Origin of the sequence: Ktedonobacter racemifer DSM 44963 (assembly GCF_000178855.1) — a bacterium.
Taxonomy (GTDB): domain Bacteria; phylum Chloroflexota; class Ktedonobacteria; order Ktedonobacterales; family Ktedonobacteraceae; genus Ktedonobacter; species Ktedonobacter racemifer.
Window position 1 is genome coordinate 1,017,526 of record NZ_ADVG01000003.1, and the last position, 18,674, is coordinate 1,036,199.

The 18,674-nt window shown below is 54.2% G+C and carries 13 protein-coding genes and 1 pseudogene; 11 read left to right on the forward strand and 3 right to left on the reverse strand.

The genetic code is table 11. From position 1 onward, the window contains the following. The first annotated feature begins 302 nt into the window (after positions 1–302). A complete protein-coding gene (gene mltG / locus KRAC_RS33460; RefSeq protein ID WP_007915025.1) occupies positions 303–1,397 on the forward strand; it encodes an endolytic transglycosylase MltG in 1,095 nt (364 codons plus the stop codon). A 105-nt stretch (positions 1,398–1,502) separates the two neighbouring features. On the opposite strand, the gene KRAC_RS33465 is transcribed toward mltG, so the two are convergent. After that, positions 1,503–2,519 (reverse strand): LacI family DNA-binding transcriptional regulator, encoded by a 1,017-nt coding sequence (locus KRAC_RS33465; protein WP_007915027.1) that lies wholly within the window; start codon positions 2,517–2,519, stop codon positions 1,503–1,505. Between the two features lie 425 nt (positions 2,520–2,944). Here KRAC_RS33465 and KRAC_RS33470 point away from each other — a divergent pair, with 425 nt between their 5' ends. The 9 genes and pseudogenes from KRAC_RS33470 (at position 2,945) to KRAC_RS33510 (ending at position 14,485) form a co-directional block, all read left to right on the forward strand. Beyond that, complete coding sequence (locus KRAC_RS33470; RefSeq protein ID WP_007915029.1) at positions 2,945–4,336, forward strand: substrate-binding domain-containing protein; 1,392 nt, start codon at positions 2,945–2,947, stop codon at positions 4,334–4,336. Positions 4,337–4,420: 84 nt separating this feature from the next. After that, a complete protein-coding gene (locus KRAC_RS33475) occupies positions 4,421–5,365 on the forward strand; it encodes a carbohydrate ABC transporter permease (RefSeq protein WP_007915031.1) in 945 nt (314 codons plus the stop codon). 5 nt (positions 5,366–5,370) lie between these two features. Next, positions 5,371–6,279: a carbohydrate ABC transporter permease gene (locus tag KRAC_RS33480; RefSeq protein WP_007915033.1), complete on the forward strand. Its 909-nt coding sequence runs from the start codon at positions 5,371–5,373 to the stop codon at positions 6,277–6,279. 33 nt (positions 6,280–6,312) lie between these two features. After that, complete coding sequence (locus tag KRAC_RS33485; protein ID WP_007915035.1) at positions 6,313–8,370, forward strand: glycoside hydrolase family 2 protein; 2,058 nt, start codon at positions 6,313–6,315, stop codon at positions 8,368–8,370. Positions 8,371–8,412: 42 nt separating this feature from the next. Next, positions 8,413–9,462 carry a glycoside hydrolase family 43 protein gene (locus tag KRAC_RS33490; protein ID WP_007915037.1) on the forward strand — a complete coding sequence of 350 codons (1,050 nt, stop codon included), beginning with the start codon at positions 8,413–8,415 and terminating at the stop codon, positions 9,460–9,462. Positions 9,463–9,780: 318 nt separating this feature from the next. Beyond that, positions 9,781–10,881: a glutamate-cysteine ligase family protein gene (locus KRAC_RS33495; RefSeq protein WP_007915041.1), complete on the forward strand. Its 1,101-nt coding sequence runs from the start codon at positions 9,781–9,783 to the stop codon at positions 10,879–10,881. 191 nt (positions 10,882–11,072) lie between these two features. Then, a complete protein-coding gene (locus KRAC_RS33500) occupies positions 11,073–11,303 on the forward strand; it encodes a hypothetical protein (RefSeq protein WP_157507413.1) in 231 nt (76 codons plus the stop codon). Positions 11,304–11,393: 90 nt separating this feature from the next. Next, complete coding sequence (locus tag KRAC_RS33505) at positions 11,394–12,845, forward strand: serine hydrolase domain-containing protein (RefSeq protein ID WP_007915047.1); 1,452 nt, start codon at positions 11,394–11,396, stop codon at positions 12,843–12,845. A 332-nt stretch (positions 12,846–13,177) separates the two neighbouring features. After that, positions 13,178–14,485 (forward strand): annotated as a pseudogene (locus tag KRAC_RS33510) (RNA-guided endonuclease InsQ/TnpB family protein). Between the two features lie 21 nt (positions 14,486–14,506). On the opposite strand, the gene KRAC_RS62990 reads toward KRAC_RS33510, so the two are convergent. Then, complete coding sequence (locus KRAC_RS62990; RefSeq protein ID WP_052568771.1) at positions 14,507–16,363, reverse strand: ATP-binding protein; 1,857 nt, start codon at positions 16,361–16,363, stop codon at positions 14,507–14,509. 229 nt (positions 16,364–16,592) lie between these two features. Here KRAC_RS62990 and KRAC_RS33520 point away from each other — a divergent pair, with 229 nt between their 5' ends. Next, positions 16,593–17,312: a response regulator transcription factor gene (locus KRAC_RS33520; RefSeq protein ID WP_007915051.1), complete on the forward strand. Its 720-nt coding sequence runs from the start codon at positions 16,593–16,595 to the stop codon at positions 17,310–17,312. A 129-nt stretch (positions 17,313–17,441) separates the two neighbouring features. Here KRAC_RS33520 and KRAC_RS33525 read toward each other — a convergent pair whose 3' ends face one another. Continuing rightward, positions 17,442–18,518, reverse strand: a complete 1,077-nt coding sequence (locus KRAC_RS33525) for an Acg family FMN-binding oxidoreductase (protein WP_007915060.1) — start codon at positions 18,516–18,518, stop codon at positions 17,442–17,444. Between the last annotated feature and the right edge of the window lie 156 nt (positions 18,519–18,674).

Here is an 18,674-nt window from a genome sequence, read left to right on the forward strand (position 1 = left end):
GAATAAGAACAAAAAAGAGCGCCCCCATCCTGTACAGGGTGGGGGCGCTCTTTTTTCTTATCCCATGCGCGTCAAGTTAAGGGGCATCTGCTCGCTCCCCACGCCCATGCCGGAAGAAAAAGGTAGTGCTTCTAAAGGGCGCACCTACCCGGCCCCTCCTGCAAGAGCGGCTGATCCCTTAATTTGACGCCAATGGGGCGCTCTTTTTTCTTATCCCCTTGTGTATTGACAATAGTTGTGTTAAATATGATTTATATTCAAAAACACGAATGCATATAAAACACAAATGAGGATTGTATTTCATGAAAAAGCGCGGGTATGGCCCTCTTATTGCCGTATTTTTAGTGACCTTGATCATGTTCGGGACGCTTTGGGAAAGCTGGTCGGCTCTTAACACGCTCCTCACGCCTCCCGAAGTCACAAAGACTGACAAAATTTCTCTGGTGATCAATGATGGCGAGAGCACGCAGCAGATCGCCGATGAGTTGCAGGCACGGGGACTGGTACGCAATGCCCTGGCCTTTCGCCTCCTGGCGCGTATAAAGGGCCTGGATGTCAAGCTACAGGCTGGCGCGTATACCCTCACACCTGGCATGAACACGGACCAGATTATCGCCAAACTGCTGAATGGACAACCCGACGGCAAGCGCTTCCTGATCCACGATGGCTATCGCCTGGAGCAAATAGCCAATAGCGCCAACGCCATTAAGCTACCCCATTTTAGCAAGGACGATTTTCTCAATTATACCAAGCATCCCGACAAGTTCCCGGACAAGGCCAAATATCCTATTTTGCATAACCTCTCCAGCATGGAGGGATTGATGTATCCAGAGACATATATCGTGCCCGTGACCTATAACACGGTGCAAATGATCGATATGATACTGGATCAATTTATCAAAGTTGAGAAGGACAATAACCTGGTGGCCCTGGCGCAGCAACATCAGTTGAGCGAGTACCAGATGATTATCCTGGCCTCGATTGTGCAACGCGAAGCCAGTAATGCGAAACAGATGCCAACTATCGCCGGGATCTACTGGAATCTGGATAAGAATCCGAGCGAGGAAACTGTAGGATTCTTAAGTTCAGACCCGACCGTGGAGTACGCCTACGATACGGACCATCCGCCAGCCAATGGGAAGTACTGGAACGACCTCAATAACTACGGCTCAGGCAAGACGGTGGAGTTGGATAATCCCTTCAACACCTATATGCACAAAGGCTGGACACCCACACCCATTAGTAGTCCCAACCTCGCCGCACTCCAGGCCGCGGCCTCGCCCGCCAAGACCGATTGCTACTTCTTCCTCACCAATCCCGCCAATGGCGACCTGATCTGCGCAAAGACTTACGCAGAACACCTGAAGAATACAGGCAAATACCTGAATAAGCATTAGTGGAGAATTCACGAGGTCCAGGCCAGTTGTAGGGTCCAAGCTAGCTTGGACCCTACTTCTTCTTTGCGCGGACTGAGGTTACTCTCTGAGTCTCGGCATACTGCATTAGCGTCCGAGAGTGCTGGCGCGGGCCTGGAGGCGGAAGGGGACCAGGATAGATTCTGGTGGTTGGGTACGCTGGCCCTTGATTCTCTCAATGAGCAGGGTGACCGCGAGGCGGGCTATCTCCTGTTTGTCAGGCTCGACGGTGCTGAGCGCGGGCGTCGCGTAGCGCCCGTCTTCTATGTCGTCAATGCCGATGACCGCGATATCTTCGGGGATACGATAGCCCGCCTCGTGTATGGCAGACATCGCGCCCAGGGCCATAAGGTCATTAAAGCAGAACACGGCATCTGGCAGGCTGGCTCGCTCCCGGTTGAGCAGGTCACGCATAGCCCGGGCACCATCGGCGCGATGCCAGAAACCACCCGTAACCAGGAGAGAGCTATCCAGGAGAAGATTGGCCTCTTCCAGCGCCTTTTTGTAGCCCTGTAAGCGCAGGGATGGCGCCTCGTTAAGCGCCTGCTGGACGCCAATGGCCGCGATACGGCGCTTGCCTAAATCAATAAGGTGCTTAGTGGCGACATACGCGGCCTCCGTATTGTCGATGAACACGTGGTCGAAAGGCGTGCCAAATAATCTCTCGCCCAGCAACACAATCGGGCCTTGAGACTGATTCTGGGCGATACTCTCCACATCCAGCGTATGTGAGTCTAGAATGACGCCATCAAGCATATGGGGACTCATTCCAGTAAGGATTGCCAGTTCTTTATCACGTTGAGCGAATGTATAGTCGAGCAAGACGGTGTAATTCATTGCGGACGCAGTCTCGATTATCGCGTGCGCTACCTCTGCGAAATAGGGGTTGGAGAGATCGGGGAAGGCAAAGGCCAGAACACTCACCTGGGCATTGCGAAGGCGCCGCGCAGCCACGTTGGGCTTATAATTCAGTTTTTTAATCGCCTCAAGGACGAGCGCTCGTGTCTCTGGTCCAACATGTTCAAAATTACCATTGACAACATTCGAGACCGTCTTAATCGAGACGCCGGTATAGGCTGCGATATCCTTCAAATGTACTGTCATTGCGAAGAGAGAGTCCTTTAAATAACCTATTTTAATTATTTTTGTATTCGGTTATTGGAGATACTACCCGCTTTTCTCATCAGTGTCAACGTATAACTCAGAGTAAGGTGTGATTTATGGGCAGGGTCTGTGACGGGAGCATTCGCTCCCGTCACAGACCCTGCCCATAAATCACACCCTTTCCTCCTTGACAGGGAAAATTTTTGTATGTTATACTTCGTTCAACGTTGAACTAGCGGAACTAAAGGGATTTACTGATTGCCAGTTCCAAGCATACTCTATTTTATGCATGGCAGCTTTCGTTGTTGTCGTCATGATGACTACAGATGCTGTTGTATGCGTTATTGTCCCTGCTATAGTTGGTTTATGCGCCGTTGCATAACGTTTTCCAGGTCTTCTTTTGAAGAGGAAAGGAAAGTACACGGATGTCAAGACAGTTTGATTCTCTGACCCCTGATGCCCCTCTCTCAGATACGCAAGCTATTTCTCGTCGCTCATTTCTCAAAACCTCAGCGACTATGGGAGCCCTGGCTGCTGCTGGAAGCTTCGGCCTGGCTGCCTGTAATTCACCCTCTGCCAGTGGGACCGCGACTGGCAGCGCGACTGCAACCGAAGGCACAATCACTATCTGGGATCGCTCTGGCGATCTGTTCCAGGTCTTTGACGCCACCATCGCTACCTTCAACAAGAAGTATCCCAAGATCACGGTCAAGCATGTATCGGTCGATGTCGATTCCAAGTTGCCCACAACCCTGAATACCGGGGTGAACGTGCCTGATGGTTCGTTCTATGAGGATACCAACTTACCCGTGCTGGCCTCGCACTACTACGACATCACGGATTGGATTCACCCCTACACAAAGGATATCGTGCCGTTCAAACTACGTGTGAACACCCACAATGATCGCGTGGTGGGCATTCCCTGGGATCTCGATCCAGGCCTGTTGTATTATCGAGAGGACATGCTGCAGGAGGCTGGCGTCAGCCCCGATTCTATCCAGACCTATGATGACCTGCTGGAGGCCGCGCACAAGGTACAGGATAAGTTCGGGCCTAAATGTAAACCTATCCACCTGGAGCAGGATCCGGGACTTACCCAGCTCTGGGTCGAGATGTTTGCCAATCAGCAGGGTTCCAGCATGGTAGACGCGAGCGGCAAGTTGCAGCTTAACTCTCAGCCCTACCTCAATGTCATGAACTTCCTCAATCGCGTGCGTACGGAGAATCTCGGTACACGGGCCGTCTACTTTAGCCCAGGGGATATTGCCGCGATTGATGCCAATCAGGTCGCGTTTTATCCCTGGGCGGTCTGGGCGGTCTATGGCGCGGACCTCCTTTTCAAGAAGAGTAAAGGCAAGTGGCGCGCGATGCCTCTGCCAGCCTGGACAAAGGGTGGCGCACGCGGAGCGGTCATGGGTGGTAGCTCCTTCATTATTCCGAAGAAGGCCAAGAATCCGCACCTGGCATGGCTATTCTACGAGCATTTGGTCTTCAGCAAAGAAGGCTACTCAGCGGTTTACGGGCCAAACAAAATATATCCTGGTGGCATCAATACCTCGCTGCCATCATACCTGCCTGCCTTACAGACGCAGTTGTATAAGAACTCGGATGGCCTGGGTGGGCAGAATCTCTGGGATGTAGCCACCGGAACCGTCAAAGATATCCCCGGGAACTTCTACGTTGCTCCCTGGTATAATCAGGCTGTCCCCTACTTCGGTACAAATGTGCAGCGTATGCTGGATGGTCAGATGACCCCGCAACAGGTGCTCCAAAAGTCTTCGTCCGATATTCAGACGAAGCTGGTTGACCGCCAGTAGTTCCGACATATTCCGCGTGTATTACTTGTCAGGGGAGGGTGCATAGCGTTATGCGTTCTCTCCCCTCAGATAGGAGTCGTTGCTATGGCTGTCGTCACGTCCCAGCCGCGTACAGTTATCCCCGAGCCTGGGCCTTCGCGCTCGCCCATGAAACGCTTTCGCCGTTGGCTGGGGGGTAGCTTCTCGCCATATCTCTTTATCGCGCCATTCTTCATCTTCTTCTGTGCGTTCTCGTTGTTCCCGTTGCTCTACGCGCTTGCTCTCAGCTTTACGCACTGGCATGGGGACGCCGACCCACGCTTTATTGGCTTGTCGAATTACCTGTTTCTGCTCACAGATAGTGACTTCTGGGGCTCGCTGGCTAACTCCGCGCTCCTGTGGCTGCTCATCATCCCGGTGCGTGTGCTGAGCGCGGTCGTGGTCGCGGCCTTGCTCTCGCTGCCAAAATTGCGCTTCCGTGGTTTCTTCCGTACCTCCATGTTGCTCTCCTTTGTTGTACCACTGGTGGCTATCGTCCAGGTCTGGCTGGTGCTCTTTGACCAGGACTTTGGCGCAATCAATACCTTGCTGGCGTTGGTGCATCTACCTACCATTGGCTGGCTAACTACCAGCATGTGGGCCAAACCTACCCTGGCTATGCTGGTGTTGTGGTGTGGAAGCGCCTTCGCTTTCCTGTTGATGCTGGCCGCGATCCAGGCTGTACCCGCGGAATACTACGAAGCCGCCTCCATTGATGGGGCTGGCCCCATCCGCCAGTTTTTTTCGATTACATTGCCCCTGTTACGCCGCACAGTCGGTTTTCTGGTTGTGACAAATACTCTAGGCATAGTACAGATGTTTGCCGAGCCCAAGATATTGACGAATGGTGGACCGTATAACTCAACTACCACGGCGGGCTTTCTGCTAAATTCCTACATAACCAACTCGGATTTTGGCACGGGCGCGGCGAACTCATTTCTGCTGATGATCATCCTGGTGATTCTTTCCCTAGTAATGCTGCGCTTTTTACGTGCTGGAGATGAGAGGTAAACGTTATGGCAACACTTGCGTCAAACATTTCGCTAGCGAAGACGAATTCAACCTCCAGGCGGCGTGGGACCTTCCGCATAGGTAGCATTCTGGCCTATCTTGTTCTGAGCCTCGCCGCCATAATAACAATCTTTCCCGTGGCCTGGATGATTGTCTCATCCTTGAAGCCGGGCAACGAGATAGCCGCGACCCCTCTGGGGCTGGACATCCACACGCTATCTTTCAACAATTACGTGGCCCTGTTGTCGGAAGTACCGATATGGGTGGGGTTTCAGAATACGCTGATCGTCTTGCTCGTTCAGGGCGGAGCGACCATGCTGCTCTGTCCCCTGGCTGGCTTTGCCTTTGCCAAGTTTGAGTTTCGCGGCAAGCGCTTCTTCTTTAACTTTGTGCTCTCCACAATGATGCTCCCTGCTATCGCTATGATTGTACCGCTCTTGCTTGAAATGGGCTCGTTGAACTGGGTGGATTCCTACCAGGGCCTGATTGCTCCGGGCCTGGTGAATGCCTTCGCCATTTTCTTGATGCGGCAGCAGATGGCGGAGATTCCAGACGAACTACTGGAAGCCGCCAAGGTCGATGGGTGTACCCCTTTCGGTATGTACTGGCGCATCGTGGTGCCCTTGATGCGCCCAGCGCTCGCGGCCCTGGCCATCTTGACCTTCCTGGGCATCTACAACGACTTCGTCTGGCCAGTGATTATTACCCAATCGGACAATATGCAGACCTTGCAGGTTATGTTGTCAAACCTGGCGACCCAGATCAATAATTCCAGCCCTGGAACGACCGGACACGACGCCTGGGGTATGATTATGGCCGCGAGCACGCTGGCAACTGTGCCTGTACTGGTACTGTTTATCGCGCTCCAGCGCCAGTTTATCAGCGGTATGCTGGCAGGCAGCGTGAAGGGTTAGATACATACTTTCTGAAAAAGGTTACAAAATTCTATGGTTACTGATAGCAGGCGTGAGGCTTATCCACGCCCAGATTTTGATCGTTCACATAGCTGGCTCTGCCTCAATGGAAGCTGGGAATTTCGGCCCGATCCCGAGGGAGAGGGAGATGCAGCGCATTGGGAGCAGCCAGGAGCGGCGCGGTGGCCCCAACAGATCCAGGTCCCATTTGCCTGGGAGAGCAAGGCCTCCGGCGTGGAACGCGAATGGCTCTCGCTTGGCTGGTATCACCGCCATATCGCTCGTTCCCAGACGTGGGAGGGTGAGCGCACCATCCTGCACTTTGGGGCCGTCCACTATCACTGCCGGGCGTGGGTGAATGGCCAGTTCGTTGGTGAGCATACAGGGGGCTATACGCCCTTTGCCTTTGATATCACCGACGCGCTCCAGGATGGCCAGGGCGAGCTTATAGTGCGCGTTGAGGCTCCTCTGGATAAACGAGCCATTCCTCACGGCAAACAGCGCAGCCAGCCCAATGACGATTATTATGAGTGCCAGTTTACCGCCAGCAGCGGCATCTGGCAGACGGTCTGGCTGGAGGGGAGCCCCGCGACCTATATCAAGCATATTCAGCTCTCCGTGCCCACCTCGATGGATAGCATTCAAGCTCGTATTGAGCTAGGCGGGCCACTGCCAGAGCAAACTCTGCTGTATATACAGCTTGAGAACGGGGAGGAAGAGTGTATTCCTGTTGAAGGTAACGCCTCGCTAACCCACAATTTGCCAATTACACAGCCAAGGCCCTGGACACCAGCGGATCCCTTTCTCTATTACGTCACATTCCGGCTTGAGAGTCCTGCGGGAAGCGACCGGGTACGATCCTATACCGGGTTACGCACTATTGAGGGGCGAGGAAAATACCTCTTTCTCAATGGTGAGCGCCTCTACCTGCGGGGCGCCCTCGACCAGGGATACTGGCCTGAGAGCGGCTATACCGCGCCGAGCGACCGGGCCTTGCGCCAGGATGTTGAGATCGCGTTAAACGCGGGCTTTAACTTGATTCGCAAGCACATCAAGCTGGAGGATCCCCTCTGGCTCTATTGGGCAGACCGCCTGGGCTTGCTGGTCTGGGCTGAGCCTCCCTGCTATGGGCGCTTCTCAGAAGAGGCTGCGGCAACCTTTGACGCCCAACTCCCTCTCATGGTTGAGCGCGACTACAATCACCCCAGCATTATTCTCTGGGGTATTTATAACGAAGAATGGGGCCTGGACTGGCGGAGCGCCGAGGATCACGAGAAGCAAGAGGCCGTCATTCGCGCCTATGATCTGCTGGCCGCTTGCGACCATAGCCGTCCCATTATCGATGATTCGGGTTGGAATCATGTGAAGACCGACGTCCTGGACTGGCACTATTATGACGACGATAATCAGCGCTGGCGCGATATCACGGCGGCCCTGGCAGGCGACAACACGACCTGGTTCGGTCATCAGCTAGGCGTTGATCACTGGTACGAGACTCAGCTCAGCGTAGCGGACCAGGATCACAACGGCCTGCCACTGCTGAACGGTGAGTATGGAGCGGGAAGAAACGCGGAGGAGCGAGGCTGGTATTTCCGCTGGCAGACGCAAGAGTTGCGCCGCCACGATGCGATAAGTGGCTACATTTACACTGAGCTCTACGATGTAGAACACGAACTCTGTGGTCTCTACGATGCCGAAAGACACCTCAAGCCCCTCGGTTGTGATCCCGCGTGGGTAAATGCTGAAACCACCTTCATCTTTGCTTCTCTACCACAGCGTCCCGGCCTGGACTACATTGTCTATGGTGGTGAACTGGAGTTTGGGCTACAACTCTCGCACCAGGGCGCGCAGGCGCTAGCTGGCCAGCTTACCTGGTGGTGGGGAGAGGCTTCAGAACAGAAGCAGAGCCAGGCTTTGCATATTGAACCCTTTACTATAACGGAAACATTTGTTTTGCACACGACAATGCCTCTGGATGATAAGCGTGGAACGCTGCATCTACAACTGCTAGATGAGCAGGATCGCGTGCGTGCTTATGCCTTCCTGGATGTTGCTCAGGCGCAAGAGGCGGATCTTGAAATCGCCAGGTAGCCTTACATAGTTATTGATAATTACGAAAGGAAGAGAGACGGCATGGCCTCTACACGAAGTAAGCTTCTCCCCTGGGCAGCTACACTGCTCTCGCTCTGGTTGCTGGTAGTGGGTTGCACGTCGTCCAATTCATCTATGCTAAAATCAGATGTATCTCTGCGCAATCCACTAGCGCCAATCGCTGACCCTTTTATTGTCAGGCATGCGGGCAGCTATTATCTCACTGGCACGCGAACCGGGACCTCGCTTGAGATATGGCACGCGCCGCGCCTGGAGGATGCGGGCAAGACCTCGCAGACAATCTGGACCCCCCAGCAGGGCGAGCCAGCTTTCCAGGTCTGGTCACCCTCGATGTTCCTGCTGGACTACCATGGAAGCAAGCACTGGTTTGTCTACTTTACGGCAGCCATGCAGGACAAAAACGAGGACCATCGTATTTATGTATTGCAGAGTGAGGACAGTGATCCACTTGGACCATACACATACAAGGGACAACTGGCAGGGACCGATGACACCACCGCTATCGACTCCTCCTTGCTAGAGCTAGACAATAAACTCTACCTTATGTATGTGCTTGAAAAAGGCTCAAACGCCGTTTATCTCGCGCCAATGAGCGACGCCCTGACAGTGAGTGGTGAGCCTCGCTTAGTCATCGATCCAGACCAGCCCTGGGAGCAAGGCGACCAGGCATCCTCGCACTATCCAGTCGCCGAGGGGCCCGAGGCTCTATACCACGATGGCAAGACCTTCATTGTCTACTCAGGTAGCGACACGGGTAACTACAACTATTGCCTGGGGCTTATGATCTATAAAGGTGGGGATCCCTTAGAGGCAAAATCCTGGGAGAAGAAGGGGCCAGTTTTCCAGTACAGTAGCGATAATGGCGTCTTTGGCCCTGGTAGAGCACACTTTACGACCTCGCCAGATGGTAACCAGTCATGGATGGTCTATCATGCCAAAACCACTGCCGATTTCACCTATGATGGACGCGAGACACGCGCGCAACAATTTACCTGGAACGCGGACGGAACACCGAATTTCGGCACACCTGTAAGTGTGAAATCACCTATAGAGCCGCCCGCGGGAGAGTAAAAGAAAAGAGAAGGGTGGCGTTTTGTTCGGGCGTACGCCCGAACAAAACGCCACCTTTCTCTTTTAGATAGCTTTGTCGCGTGGCTGTAGGATAGAGAGGTGGAGGGCAATACCCTTGACTGATTGCTCTATGCCGTGTACTATTTTACCGATAAGTTTATTTTTGAGCATCATACATAGAAATGCTCATTTGCAAGCGCCACAAGTAAGCTGTATTCTATTGCCCCCTTTGAAGCTAGGCCAGTGGCTTCTTTTGCCAGCCTCAATGTCCTTGTAGAAGCGAATCTTGTAATGCTAGCTTCAACCTGAGGAGCAGAGATGTTTGCATTTGGCATTGAGCATGAGGTCGCCTTTCTCAACCGGCAAGGAGTTTTCGCCGATTATACCAATTCTACCTTTGAAGAGTTTGATCGGATTGTAGCGCAGTTACCACGTTATGAAGCGGATTATCCGCAGCTACGTATCGGGGATGCTGGTATCAAGGTCAAGCGCTGGTATATCGAGGGCTTTGAGCGCTATAGCCTGGAGGGATGGGTCACCGCCTGTCCCCCCAAGGGCATCGAGATACGTACAACCATCCATTCATCCATCGCGGGCGCGGTGCAGGAATTGACGGAGAGTTTTGACCTTCTAAGACAGGTCGCACACACGGAGGGCTTTACCCCGGTGCTTGTGAGTTATCACCCCTATCAGCGCGCCTTCACTCCCGATCCACCCCTGAATGCCTACGAGCAGCAGCGCCGCGTACTCTCGCCTGAGAAGCGCACTGCCTTTCTCCCCATGGTGACCTATGGTCCTGACCTCAACCTGTCATTACAGGGAATGAGTAACGCCGAGATCATTGACGCGGGGAAGAAGCTGACCTACTATAGCCCCTTTATCGTGCCTTTTAGCGCAAGCTCGCCCTTTTACGAGGGAAAGGCCTGGGAAGGGCTTTCGGTGCGCACCTTCATTCGTACGGGTATCCGGCCCGCCACCATGGTTTTTCTCGAACGCCCTGAGGACCTGATTGCAAGCTCGCCCTCGCTGACCAAGCCCGCGCGCCTCCCGGCCGAGGTGGGGCGTATCGAGTTCAAGGCCTGTGATAGCTGCGCAGATTTCACACTCTACGCCGCCTTGCTGGCGCTCCTCAAGGGCCTGCTACTGGATGAGACCCTGCCAGAGCGACTGCTAGTACCAGATACGGCCCTACACCAGGTGGCAGCCCGCAAAGGCTTCGCGGATGCGCGCATTGAAGAGGGAGCGTGGAGCATCCTTGAGGCCGCGAGCAAGGCGCTATGTGATGATACCGATCACACCTACCTGCGCCCCCTCTACGCCCTCCTGCGCGAGAAGAAGACGCCCGCCCACGCGCTCATTCAAGCTTACCAGAGCACAGGATCAATCGAAGAGGCACTCAAAACAACCTATCCTTCATAAAAATACTCTTTTTACTTCTTCTACCAGTCTCAAAACGACCTTTACAGGGCCAGGCTATAGAACGAAAGTCCTCTCCAGCTTCCCCGATCTCGTCAGCGCACCAGGGAGTTGAAATCTCGACTTGCAAGCAACCCAGCGCTATGTGGTACAGTAAAAACAAGAACGACGATTACAGCAACAGAAGTAGGTCAGTGAGCCTGCAGGAAGAGAAGATCGCCCTCATTCAACCGGGCGACTTTATTGAGTATCACGGATTGTTCTCTCTTGAGCACTTAGGGTCGGTCTCCATCGCCACAGGACCAGCAGGCAAACGTCTTATTCTGGTTCTGGGAAAAATTACCCACCGAGTGTCTATCGAGCCGCGTCGTATCCGGGCAATTCTGAGAGAGGGGAAAGTGATTGCGTGCTTCGAGGAAGCTTGAAGCGCGGTGATAGAACAGGCCAATTCATTCATTACAAACAATACCAGGCCTTATGAGGGGCCGAATAAAAGAAAGGGGTAGATCGATACTATGGCAAGCATAACTCAGTTGAAGCGTAGCAACCCGGAAGCCGAGGGCATCCCTTCCTCGGCGGTCCTGGACTTCATCCGGGCAATCGAGCAGCACACCCACCCGTTGGACGCGGTGCAGGGCTTCATGCTTCTGCGCCACGGGAACGTGGCGGCAGAGGGGTGGTGGACGCCCTACGGGCCCCAATCCCCGCACTCGCTCTACTCGCTGAGCAAGAGCTTCACCTCCACCGGCATCGGCCTGGCGGTGGCCGAGGGGCTGCTCACGGTGGATGACCCCGTCCTGAAGTTCTTCCCCGACGACTCCCCGGCCAACCCCAGCGAGAACCTGAAGGCGATGCGTGTGCGGCACCTACTGTCCATGAACACCGGCCACAAGGAGGACACGTCCGAACATGTGTTCCGAGGCGGAGACGACAACTGGCCCCGCAGATTCCTGTCGCTGCCCGTCGAGTACCAGCCCGGCACGTGGTTCGTCTACAACACCGCGGCCACGTACATGCTCTCGGCCATCATCACCAGACTGACGGGTGAGCCCCTGCTAGACTACCTGAGCACGCGCCTGTTCGCCCCGCTGGGCATCGAGAACCCCACCTGGGAAACCGACCCGCGCGGCATCAACATCGGCGGGTCCGGCCTCCACCTTAAGACGGAGGATATCGCTCGCTTCGGCCAGATGTACCTGCATAAGGGCAGCTGGCACGGCAGGCGCATTTTGCCGGAGGCGTGGGTCGCCGAGGCGACGAGCGCCCACTCCGACAACAGCAACACCCAGACCAACCCCGACTGGATGGTCGGGTACGGCTACCAGTTCTGGCGCTGCCGGCACGATGGCTACCGCGGCGACGGCGCCTTCGGCCAATACTGCATCGTCATGCCTGAGCAGGACGCAGTGCTGGCCATCATTGGTGGCGTGCAGGACATGCAGGCCGTACTGGACAAGGTCTGGGAGCATCTGCTGCCCGCCATGCAGCCGGAAGCGTTGCCCGCCGACCCACAAGCCTACGGCAAGTTGTACGACAAGCTGGCGGTCCTGTCGCTACCGCTGCCGAAGGGGCAGCCCTCATCGCCCAAGGTAGAGCAATGGTGGGGGAAAACGTACAAGCTGGAGAACAATGATCTGAAGCTGGAAAGCGTCGCGGTCAAGGTCGGCGACGAGCACGGCACGCTCATTGTGCGCGACGAACGCGGCGAGCACCCAATGCAGGTCGGCTACGCCACATGGCTGAAAGGGACCACTGACATGCGCGGGCATGGAGACGAACCTGTCGCCGCGTGCGGCGCCTGGACGGCGGAAGACACCTATGAGGTGAGGGTCTGCTATTACGAGGGCGTGTTCTGTCAGGTCTTCCGCTTCCACTACACGGGCGGTGAACTGCAACTGGAAGTGGAGCCGAACGCATCCTGGGGCCCCACGACCGTCACGGCGATCACCGGCCGCGTGGTCGGTTGAGGTAACCCTACGTAAGGTATCATGGGCCGCAAGGTAGCGGGTATTTAGGGCAAAAAAGAGACGCCCTCTCCATCTGGAGGGGCGCTCTGGTCTTTGCCCTATGCGCTTTTTCATTGAATACCAGGCGACGGCGATAAGTCCAACAATCTCGCCTGACTCTTAATAGCAACCTTCACTTCACCCAAAACGCCGCAGGATGCCCCTGCCCTTTCAGGCATGGGGAGGAATGCGGCGTTCCTTTGTCGGTGGCTTGGGTGGAATACGCCGTAGACATGCTCTCATCTGCTCATGTATTTTGACAGTCAGATGAAAACTATGGTATAATTTAGCGTATGCAAACGGTATTAACAGCGAAACTCAAATTAAATACAACGCCCGAGCAATTCAAGGCATTACGTACAACGCAACTGGCGTATCGGGATTCTCTCAACTATGTGAGCCAGTACGCCTTTGCGCATGGCAAGATGAGCAATGCTGTTCGTTTGCAAGATGCCACCTACGAAGAGATCCGCCTCCGTTTTCATCTGCCTTCGCAAATGGCCTGTTCTGTTCCTCGCCAAGTTGGTGCCTCGTATAAAACCCTCTGGACAAAGGTCAAGAACAATGCTGTTCATCGTAAGGAAGGGAAGACCAAGAAACGCTACAAAGGGCTTGATAAGGCTCCCAAGTTCATCTCCCCCACGTTGACCTATCAGTACAAGAAAGACTACACCTTCAAGAAAGAGCAGCAGGTGAGCATCCTGACCCTTGAGGGACGTGTTATCGTGCCCTATACTGGCTACAATAAGCATGTGGCATTGATCCAGCGTGGAGCGGAGATTGGTGCATCGAAACTCTGGTATGACAAGCCCAAGAAACAATTTTACCTCCTTGTCTCTCTTGAAATTGAGACGGCTGATCCTACACCTGAAACACACAAGCAAGTCGTTGGCGTGGATGTGGGGATGCGATACCTTGCCGTCACGGCGACGATGCAAGGGGATTGCACCTTCCATTCAGGCAAACAGATTGTCCCCAAGGCAAACCACTACGCACGACTGAGAAAACATCTGCAAAAGAAAGGCACTCGTTCAGCGACAAGAAGGCTCGTTGCCATCAGTGGACGAGAGAGACGGTTGAAGCAAACGTCAATCATGTCGTGAGTAAGCGGATTGTCCAACAGCACCCTCAAAGCTTGATTGGACTGGAGCATCTGACAGACATTCGAGAGCGTACCAAACGACGCAAAGGCAAAAATGCAAAACAGCGAAAAGCCAATCGTACCTTCTCCAAATGGTCCTTCGCTGAGTTGCATAGCATGATTGCCTATAAAGCGCTCTTACATCGAAGTATGGCAATCAAGGTCGATGCCAACTCTACCTCGCAAGCGTGCCCCAAATGTGGGCACACCTGCAAAGAGAATAGACCCAACAAAGGATTGCTCTTCGTCTGTCAGAATTGTCAGTACACGCTCCATGCCGATCTGGTTGGTGCAAGAAACATTGCGATGCGAACGCTTCTTATCCGGCAAGACTGGAGAGGAACGGGCCTCTTGTCAGTACGCGCCTTCTGTGTCGGACGATGAAGCCAAAGCCGCACGCCTGAAACGGTATGCTGAATTGCGGTGGAGTTCAGACACAACTCCAAGCCCTCGGCTTTAGCCGTAGGGTACTGACCCCCACCTATGAAAGAGATAATTCCGCGCTGGCTACGGCCTTTTGCGAGGAGGAGACGGGGAAAGAGAGGTAGAAGGTTGAACCCTCTCCCTCCATCGACTCAAACCAGGTATGCCCACCATGGCGCTCCACCAGTTCTCGGCAGAGGTAGAGACCCAGACCCGTGCCGGCAATCCCCTCGTTAAGTGCATTGTCCGCGCGCATAAAGCGCCCAAAGATCTGCCCCTGCTGCTGTTCAGGGATACCAATGCCTGTATCTTTGACGCTTACCAGCACCGTATTCTGCTGTTGCGCATCCACATCGATCTGAATGACCCCGCCCAGGGGGCTATACTTGATCGCATTGCCAATAATATTCGTCAGCACCTGCTCAATACGCTGCTGGTCGATATCGACGACAAAGTGGTCGGTAAATATATGTAGCGTCAGTGTATGGCACTCAGTGGTGACTTGCAGGCGCGTAACCACGCGCTTCAACAGCGCGATCAGGTCCACAGGCTCAAAATGTAGCAGCAAGCTGCCAGCCTGGAGACGTGCAACATCCAATAAGTCCGAAGCCAGGTCTACCATGCGCGATGTGGCCTGGTCAATGTTCTGGAGCGCCTCCACCTGCCATTCAGCCAGTTCGGCCCCCTTGCCACGCGCGGTCTGCACCAGCAAAGTCTGCGCAAAACCCTTCAAGACTGCCAGGGGAGTGCGCAACTCATGGGCCGCGATGGTGATAAACTCATCCTTCAACTGCTCGGCCTCGGCATAGGCCATCAAACGGCGTGTCTCAGTCACATCGTGCCAGACAACGACGGCCCCCGAGGCCATTAACGATTGCTCTTCCATCGTCGTACGATTCCGGGGATGCATGGGAACAATCGAGGCCTTGGGCAGATGCAGTGGCGAGACATTGACCATATACTCACGCACCTCGTTGCTGGAGGTATTGACCACAGCCGTGACCGTAAAGTTCAGGTCGCGTCTCTCCGTCGTCGCGCTCTGAATCGGTCCCGCGAGCAGAGCCGTAATCTCTTGCCTGTGATTCTGCTCGTCTTGCAGTAGCTCACGAATATGGCGTGCAGCCTGGTTCTCACGCAATATACACCCATTCACATCCATCAACATAACACCGTCGGCGATATGCTCAAAGATGGCATCCGTCTCCAGCGCATGAATATAGGCCGAGTGATAGAGGCGCGCATTATCCAGGGCAATGGCCGCTTGTGTGCCCAGGCCAAGCAACAGGGCCTCATCCTCCTCCGTAAAATGGTCCGGCACACTACGACCCAGCAGCAAGCCTCCACGCACGACAGATGAGCGATCCAGCAAGGGCACACCCAGGAAGCTCCGAACCACAGGATGATTCTCAGGCACGCCTACGCTGAGTAACTTCTCTTTTGTAATTCGCCCCTGCGCGTAGTCCAGAGCCGCCTGGCGCGCCGCTTTAATTCTCTCGGGCGACATATCATGGTGATGCACACCAAAAGCATGTGTATGTGCCAGGACATCCGCTATGCGCACCGGCACTCCCTCCCAGAAAATGGGCGCGAGCAGCCCCTCGCCCTTGAAGGACATCTGCTGGAAAAAATGCTCCTGCTGAGGCGAAACCCCCACGACCGCCGCCAGGTAAAACGGATTCCCAGTTGCCGGAGTTATCGGCTGACCAAACTCATTCAGAGGGCGCAAGGTAAAGGCCGCCATCTCCGCGCCCGTCAGCTTACAGGCCGTCTCCGCGATCAGGTACAATAGCTTCTTCTCGTCTAGCTCGCTAGAGAGTGCGGTACCCACTTTATAGAGGGCGGCAAACTTGTGGGCACTCTGTTCCGCACTCTGGCGCCGTTTCCCAAAGCGTTGTAACCATACATTGTTTTTCAAATAAGCGCCTATTTTCATGAGTCTATAATAATGGAATCTAAGGTGGATAACAAGAGAAAATGTATTAAAACCTCATGAAAGAATTCGCGCTTAGCCATTTTGTGAAGATAATCACTTTACAAATAGAGGTATTTCTAGCACAATACATGCAGATACACACATAGCAGAGATACATGTGTTCTATCTGGCTACCACTACATATCTCCACGAGAAGAGGAAGCATAAACATATGCCTGCGAAAAAAACCGTCATTCTCACCGCTGACGACGACTCACAGCTTTTACGGCTCGTCTCGCGCAACCTGGAGCTGGAAGACTACGAGGTGCTCACAGCCAGCGACGGAGAACAGGCCCTGGCCATCGTAGAGAAACAGCTTCCCGACCTTATTTTACTTGATGTCATGATGCCCAGGGTGGATGGCTTCACAGTCTGCAAGCATATTCGCGAGTTCTCAATGGTGCCCATTATCATCATTACGGCCCGTGGACAGGATCGTGATAAGGTCAAGGGGCTGGACCTGGGCGCCGATGACTACCTGACCAAACCTTTTAGTATTGAAGAGCTCCTGGCACGCGTGCGCGCGGTCCTACGCCGCTCACGCTTCAGCGCCAGCGAGCCAGGCCAGTCCGCGCGCATGCAAGCCAGCATCGGCGAATTGACCATTGACTATTCACAGCATCTTATCATCAAGGGCACAAAAGAGCTCTCCCTCACACCTATCGAATACCGCCTGCTTGCCTACCTGGCGCAGAACATGGGACGCATCGTCACTCATGACCAGCTACTCGAACATGTCTGGGGGAGCGAGTACATAGGCGAGAGCCATATGCTTCAGGTCAATATCAACCGCCTGCGCCGCAAGCTAGAGCCTGATCCCTCGCACCCACGCTACCTGCTCACCAAGGTCGGCATCGGCTACTTCCTCGCCTCCTCCGACGCCGCTTCCTAATCTGGCCAAAAACAATCCCGCTACCCATCCAGGTCGGGTAACGGGACTGCTCTAGCGGGCAAGAGAGTGAGAGAGGTGTCTGCTGTCTCTCGACCGACGCGTGCTTTAGCAGCGTCGTGCCAGCGCTCTTTACGGCAAAATCATCTCCTCCACCAGACGCCGTGGCGTATAAGGGCCAGTAGGGCCGTATCCTAGCCGTAACACGATCTGCGGATAATCGCTGCGCTGCAAGGTTGCACGTAACCTGGAGCGCAGGGCCGGGATGGCGATAGCTTGATTCACAAATGAACCCTGCACGCCCTCGCTACAGGCTTTCAGCAACACATGCTCGGCGGCCTGACCCGCGATAAACCAATCCACCGGCGTATCTCCAAAGGTTCCAATGACCGCAAGCACTGGTGCCCCTAGTACCAGACCGCTTAACATATTCAACTTTCCCTTGTTATACTCTTCTTGCCAATCCAAGCTGGATGCGAGAAGAGATTGCGCGTCTACCGAAATATTTCCTCGATCCGTCTGAGGATCCTGCAACAGTACAAGCTCTGTCCTCTCGCTCGCCAGGCCATCGAGATTCCTATCTTCAGGATTACGCAGCCAGTGGGCTAGTTCAGCGCGAAATGCTTGCCCAGACCATAGCTGCTTATCCGCCTCAAGTATGATGTCCGCCAGCTCCTGGCGCTTCTCCTGCTTGCGTACCAGTGAGAGCCATGTACCCTCGTTCCCTGCCGCGGTGATTAACGACACCGCCAGGGTCAACGAGATCTGCCGTGAATCAAACTGCTCACGACTAGATCTGCGCCTGGGAATCGCACGAAAGAGCTGCTTCTCCTCCCAGGTCGCCTCACAATCTGTGAGCATGACCGTCAGGCACGCCACAAGGTTGGGATTATCCGCCTCGGGAAGAACCTCTAATAATTCTTGTAATCCAAAGTAATGCATCGCCAGGCGCAGATTTAAACAGGCGGCTCCACAACTTATCCAGAGCGCGCGCCGATCGGGATCAATGACTGGTAGCGCACGCGTTTCATCCACATATATCTCTATACTTTGCTTCGCAACACGAAATAACCAGGGCTGGGTATTATGCTCTGAGGGCGCCAGAACTGCGTAACGAATAAGAAAACGTAACTGCTCCGCAATGCTTCTATTACGGGGAAAATCCTCTTCCCGCAGGCCTTCAAAACACGCATCTGGTCCGTTAGCCATATCTTAAGGCACCTCAACCTCTTGGAAAACCTTGCCTCGCGAATATTTTATGTACCGTACCTATCTTAAGCATTTCGTATCACAAATTTATCACTTTTAATTTTCACAGTCTCACATTTTACTCACAGAAGTATTAAAAATTTATAAATGTAGCAA

Coding starts and splice junctions, on each gene's coding strand:
- KRAC_RS33525 (WP_007915060.1), bottom strand. CDS start 18,518: ATGGCTAACGGACCAGATGCGTGTTTTGAAGGCCTGCGGGAAGAGGAT.
- KRAC_RS33490 (WP_007915037.1), top strand. CDS start 8,413: ATGGCCTCTACACGAAGTAAGCTTCTCCCCTGGGCAGCTACACTGCTC.
- mltG (WP_007915025.1), top strand. CDS start 303: ATGAAAAAGCGCGGGTATGGCCCTCTTATTGCCGTATTTTTAGTGACC.
- KRAC_RS33480 (WP_007915033.1), top strand. CDS start 5,371: ATGGCAACACTTGCGTCAAACATTTCGCTAGCGAAGACGAATTCAACC.
- KRAC_RS33495 (WP_007915041.1), top strand. CDS start 9,781: ATGTTTGCATTTGGCATTGAGCATGAGGTCGCCTTTCTCAACCGGCAA.
- KRAC_RS33475 (WP_007915031.1), top strand. CDS start 4,421: ATGGCTGTCGTCACGTCCCAGCCGCGTACAGTTATCCCCGAGCCTGGG.
- KRAC_RS33470 (WP_007915029.1), top strand. CDS start 2,945: ATGTCAAGACAGTTTGATTCTCTGACCCCTGATGCCCCTCTCTCAGAT.
- KRAC_RS33505 (WP_007915047.1), top strand. CDS start 11,394: ATGGCAAGCATAACTCAGTTGAAGCGTAGCAACCCGGAAGCCGAGGGC.
- KRAC_RS33485 (WP_007915035.1), top strand. CDS start 6,313: ATGGTTACTGATAGCAGGCGTGAGGCTTATCCACGCCCAGATTTTGAT.
- KRAC_RS33520 (WP_007915051.1), top strand. CDS start 16,593: ATGCCTGCGAAAAAAACCGTCATTCTCACCGCTGACGACGACTCACAG.
- KRAC_RS33465 (WP_007915027.1), bottom strand. CDS start 2,519: ATGACAGTACATTTGAAGGATATCGCAGCCTATACCGGCGTCTCGATT.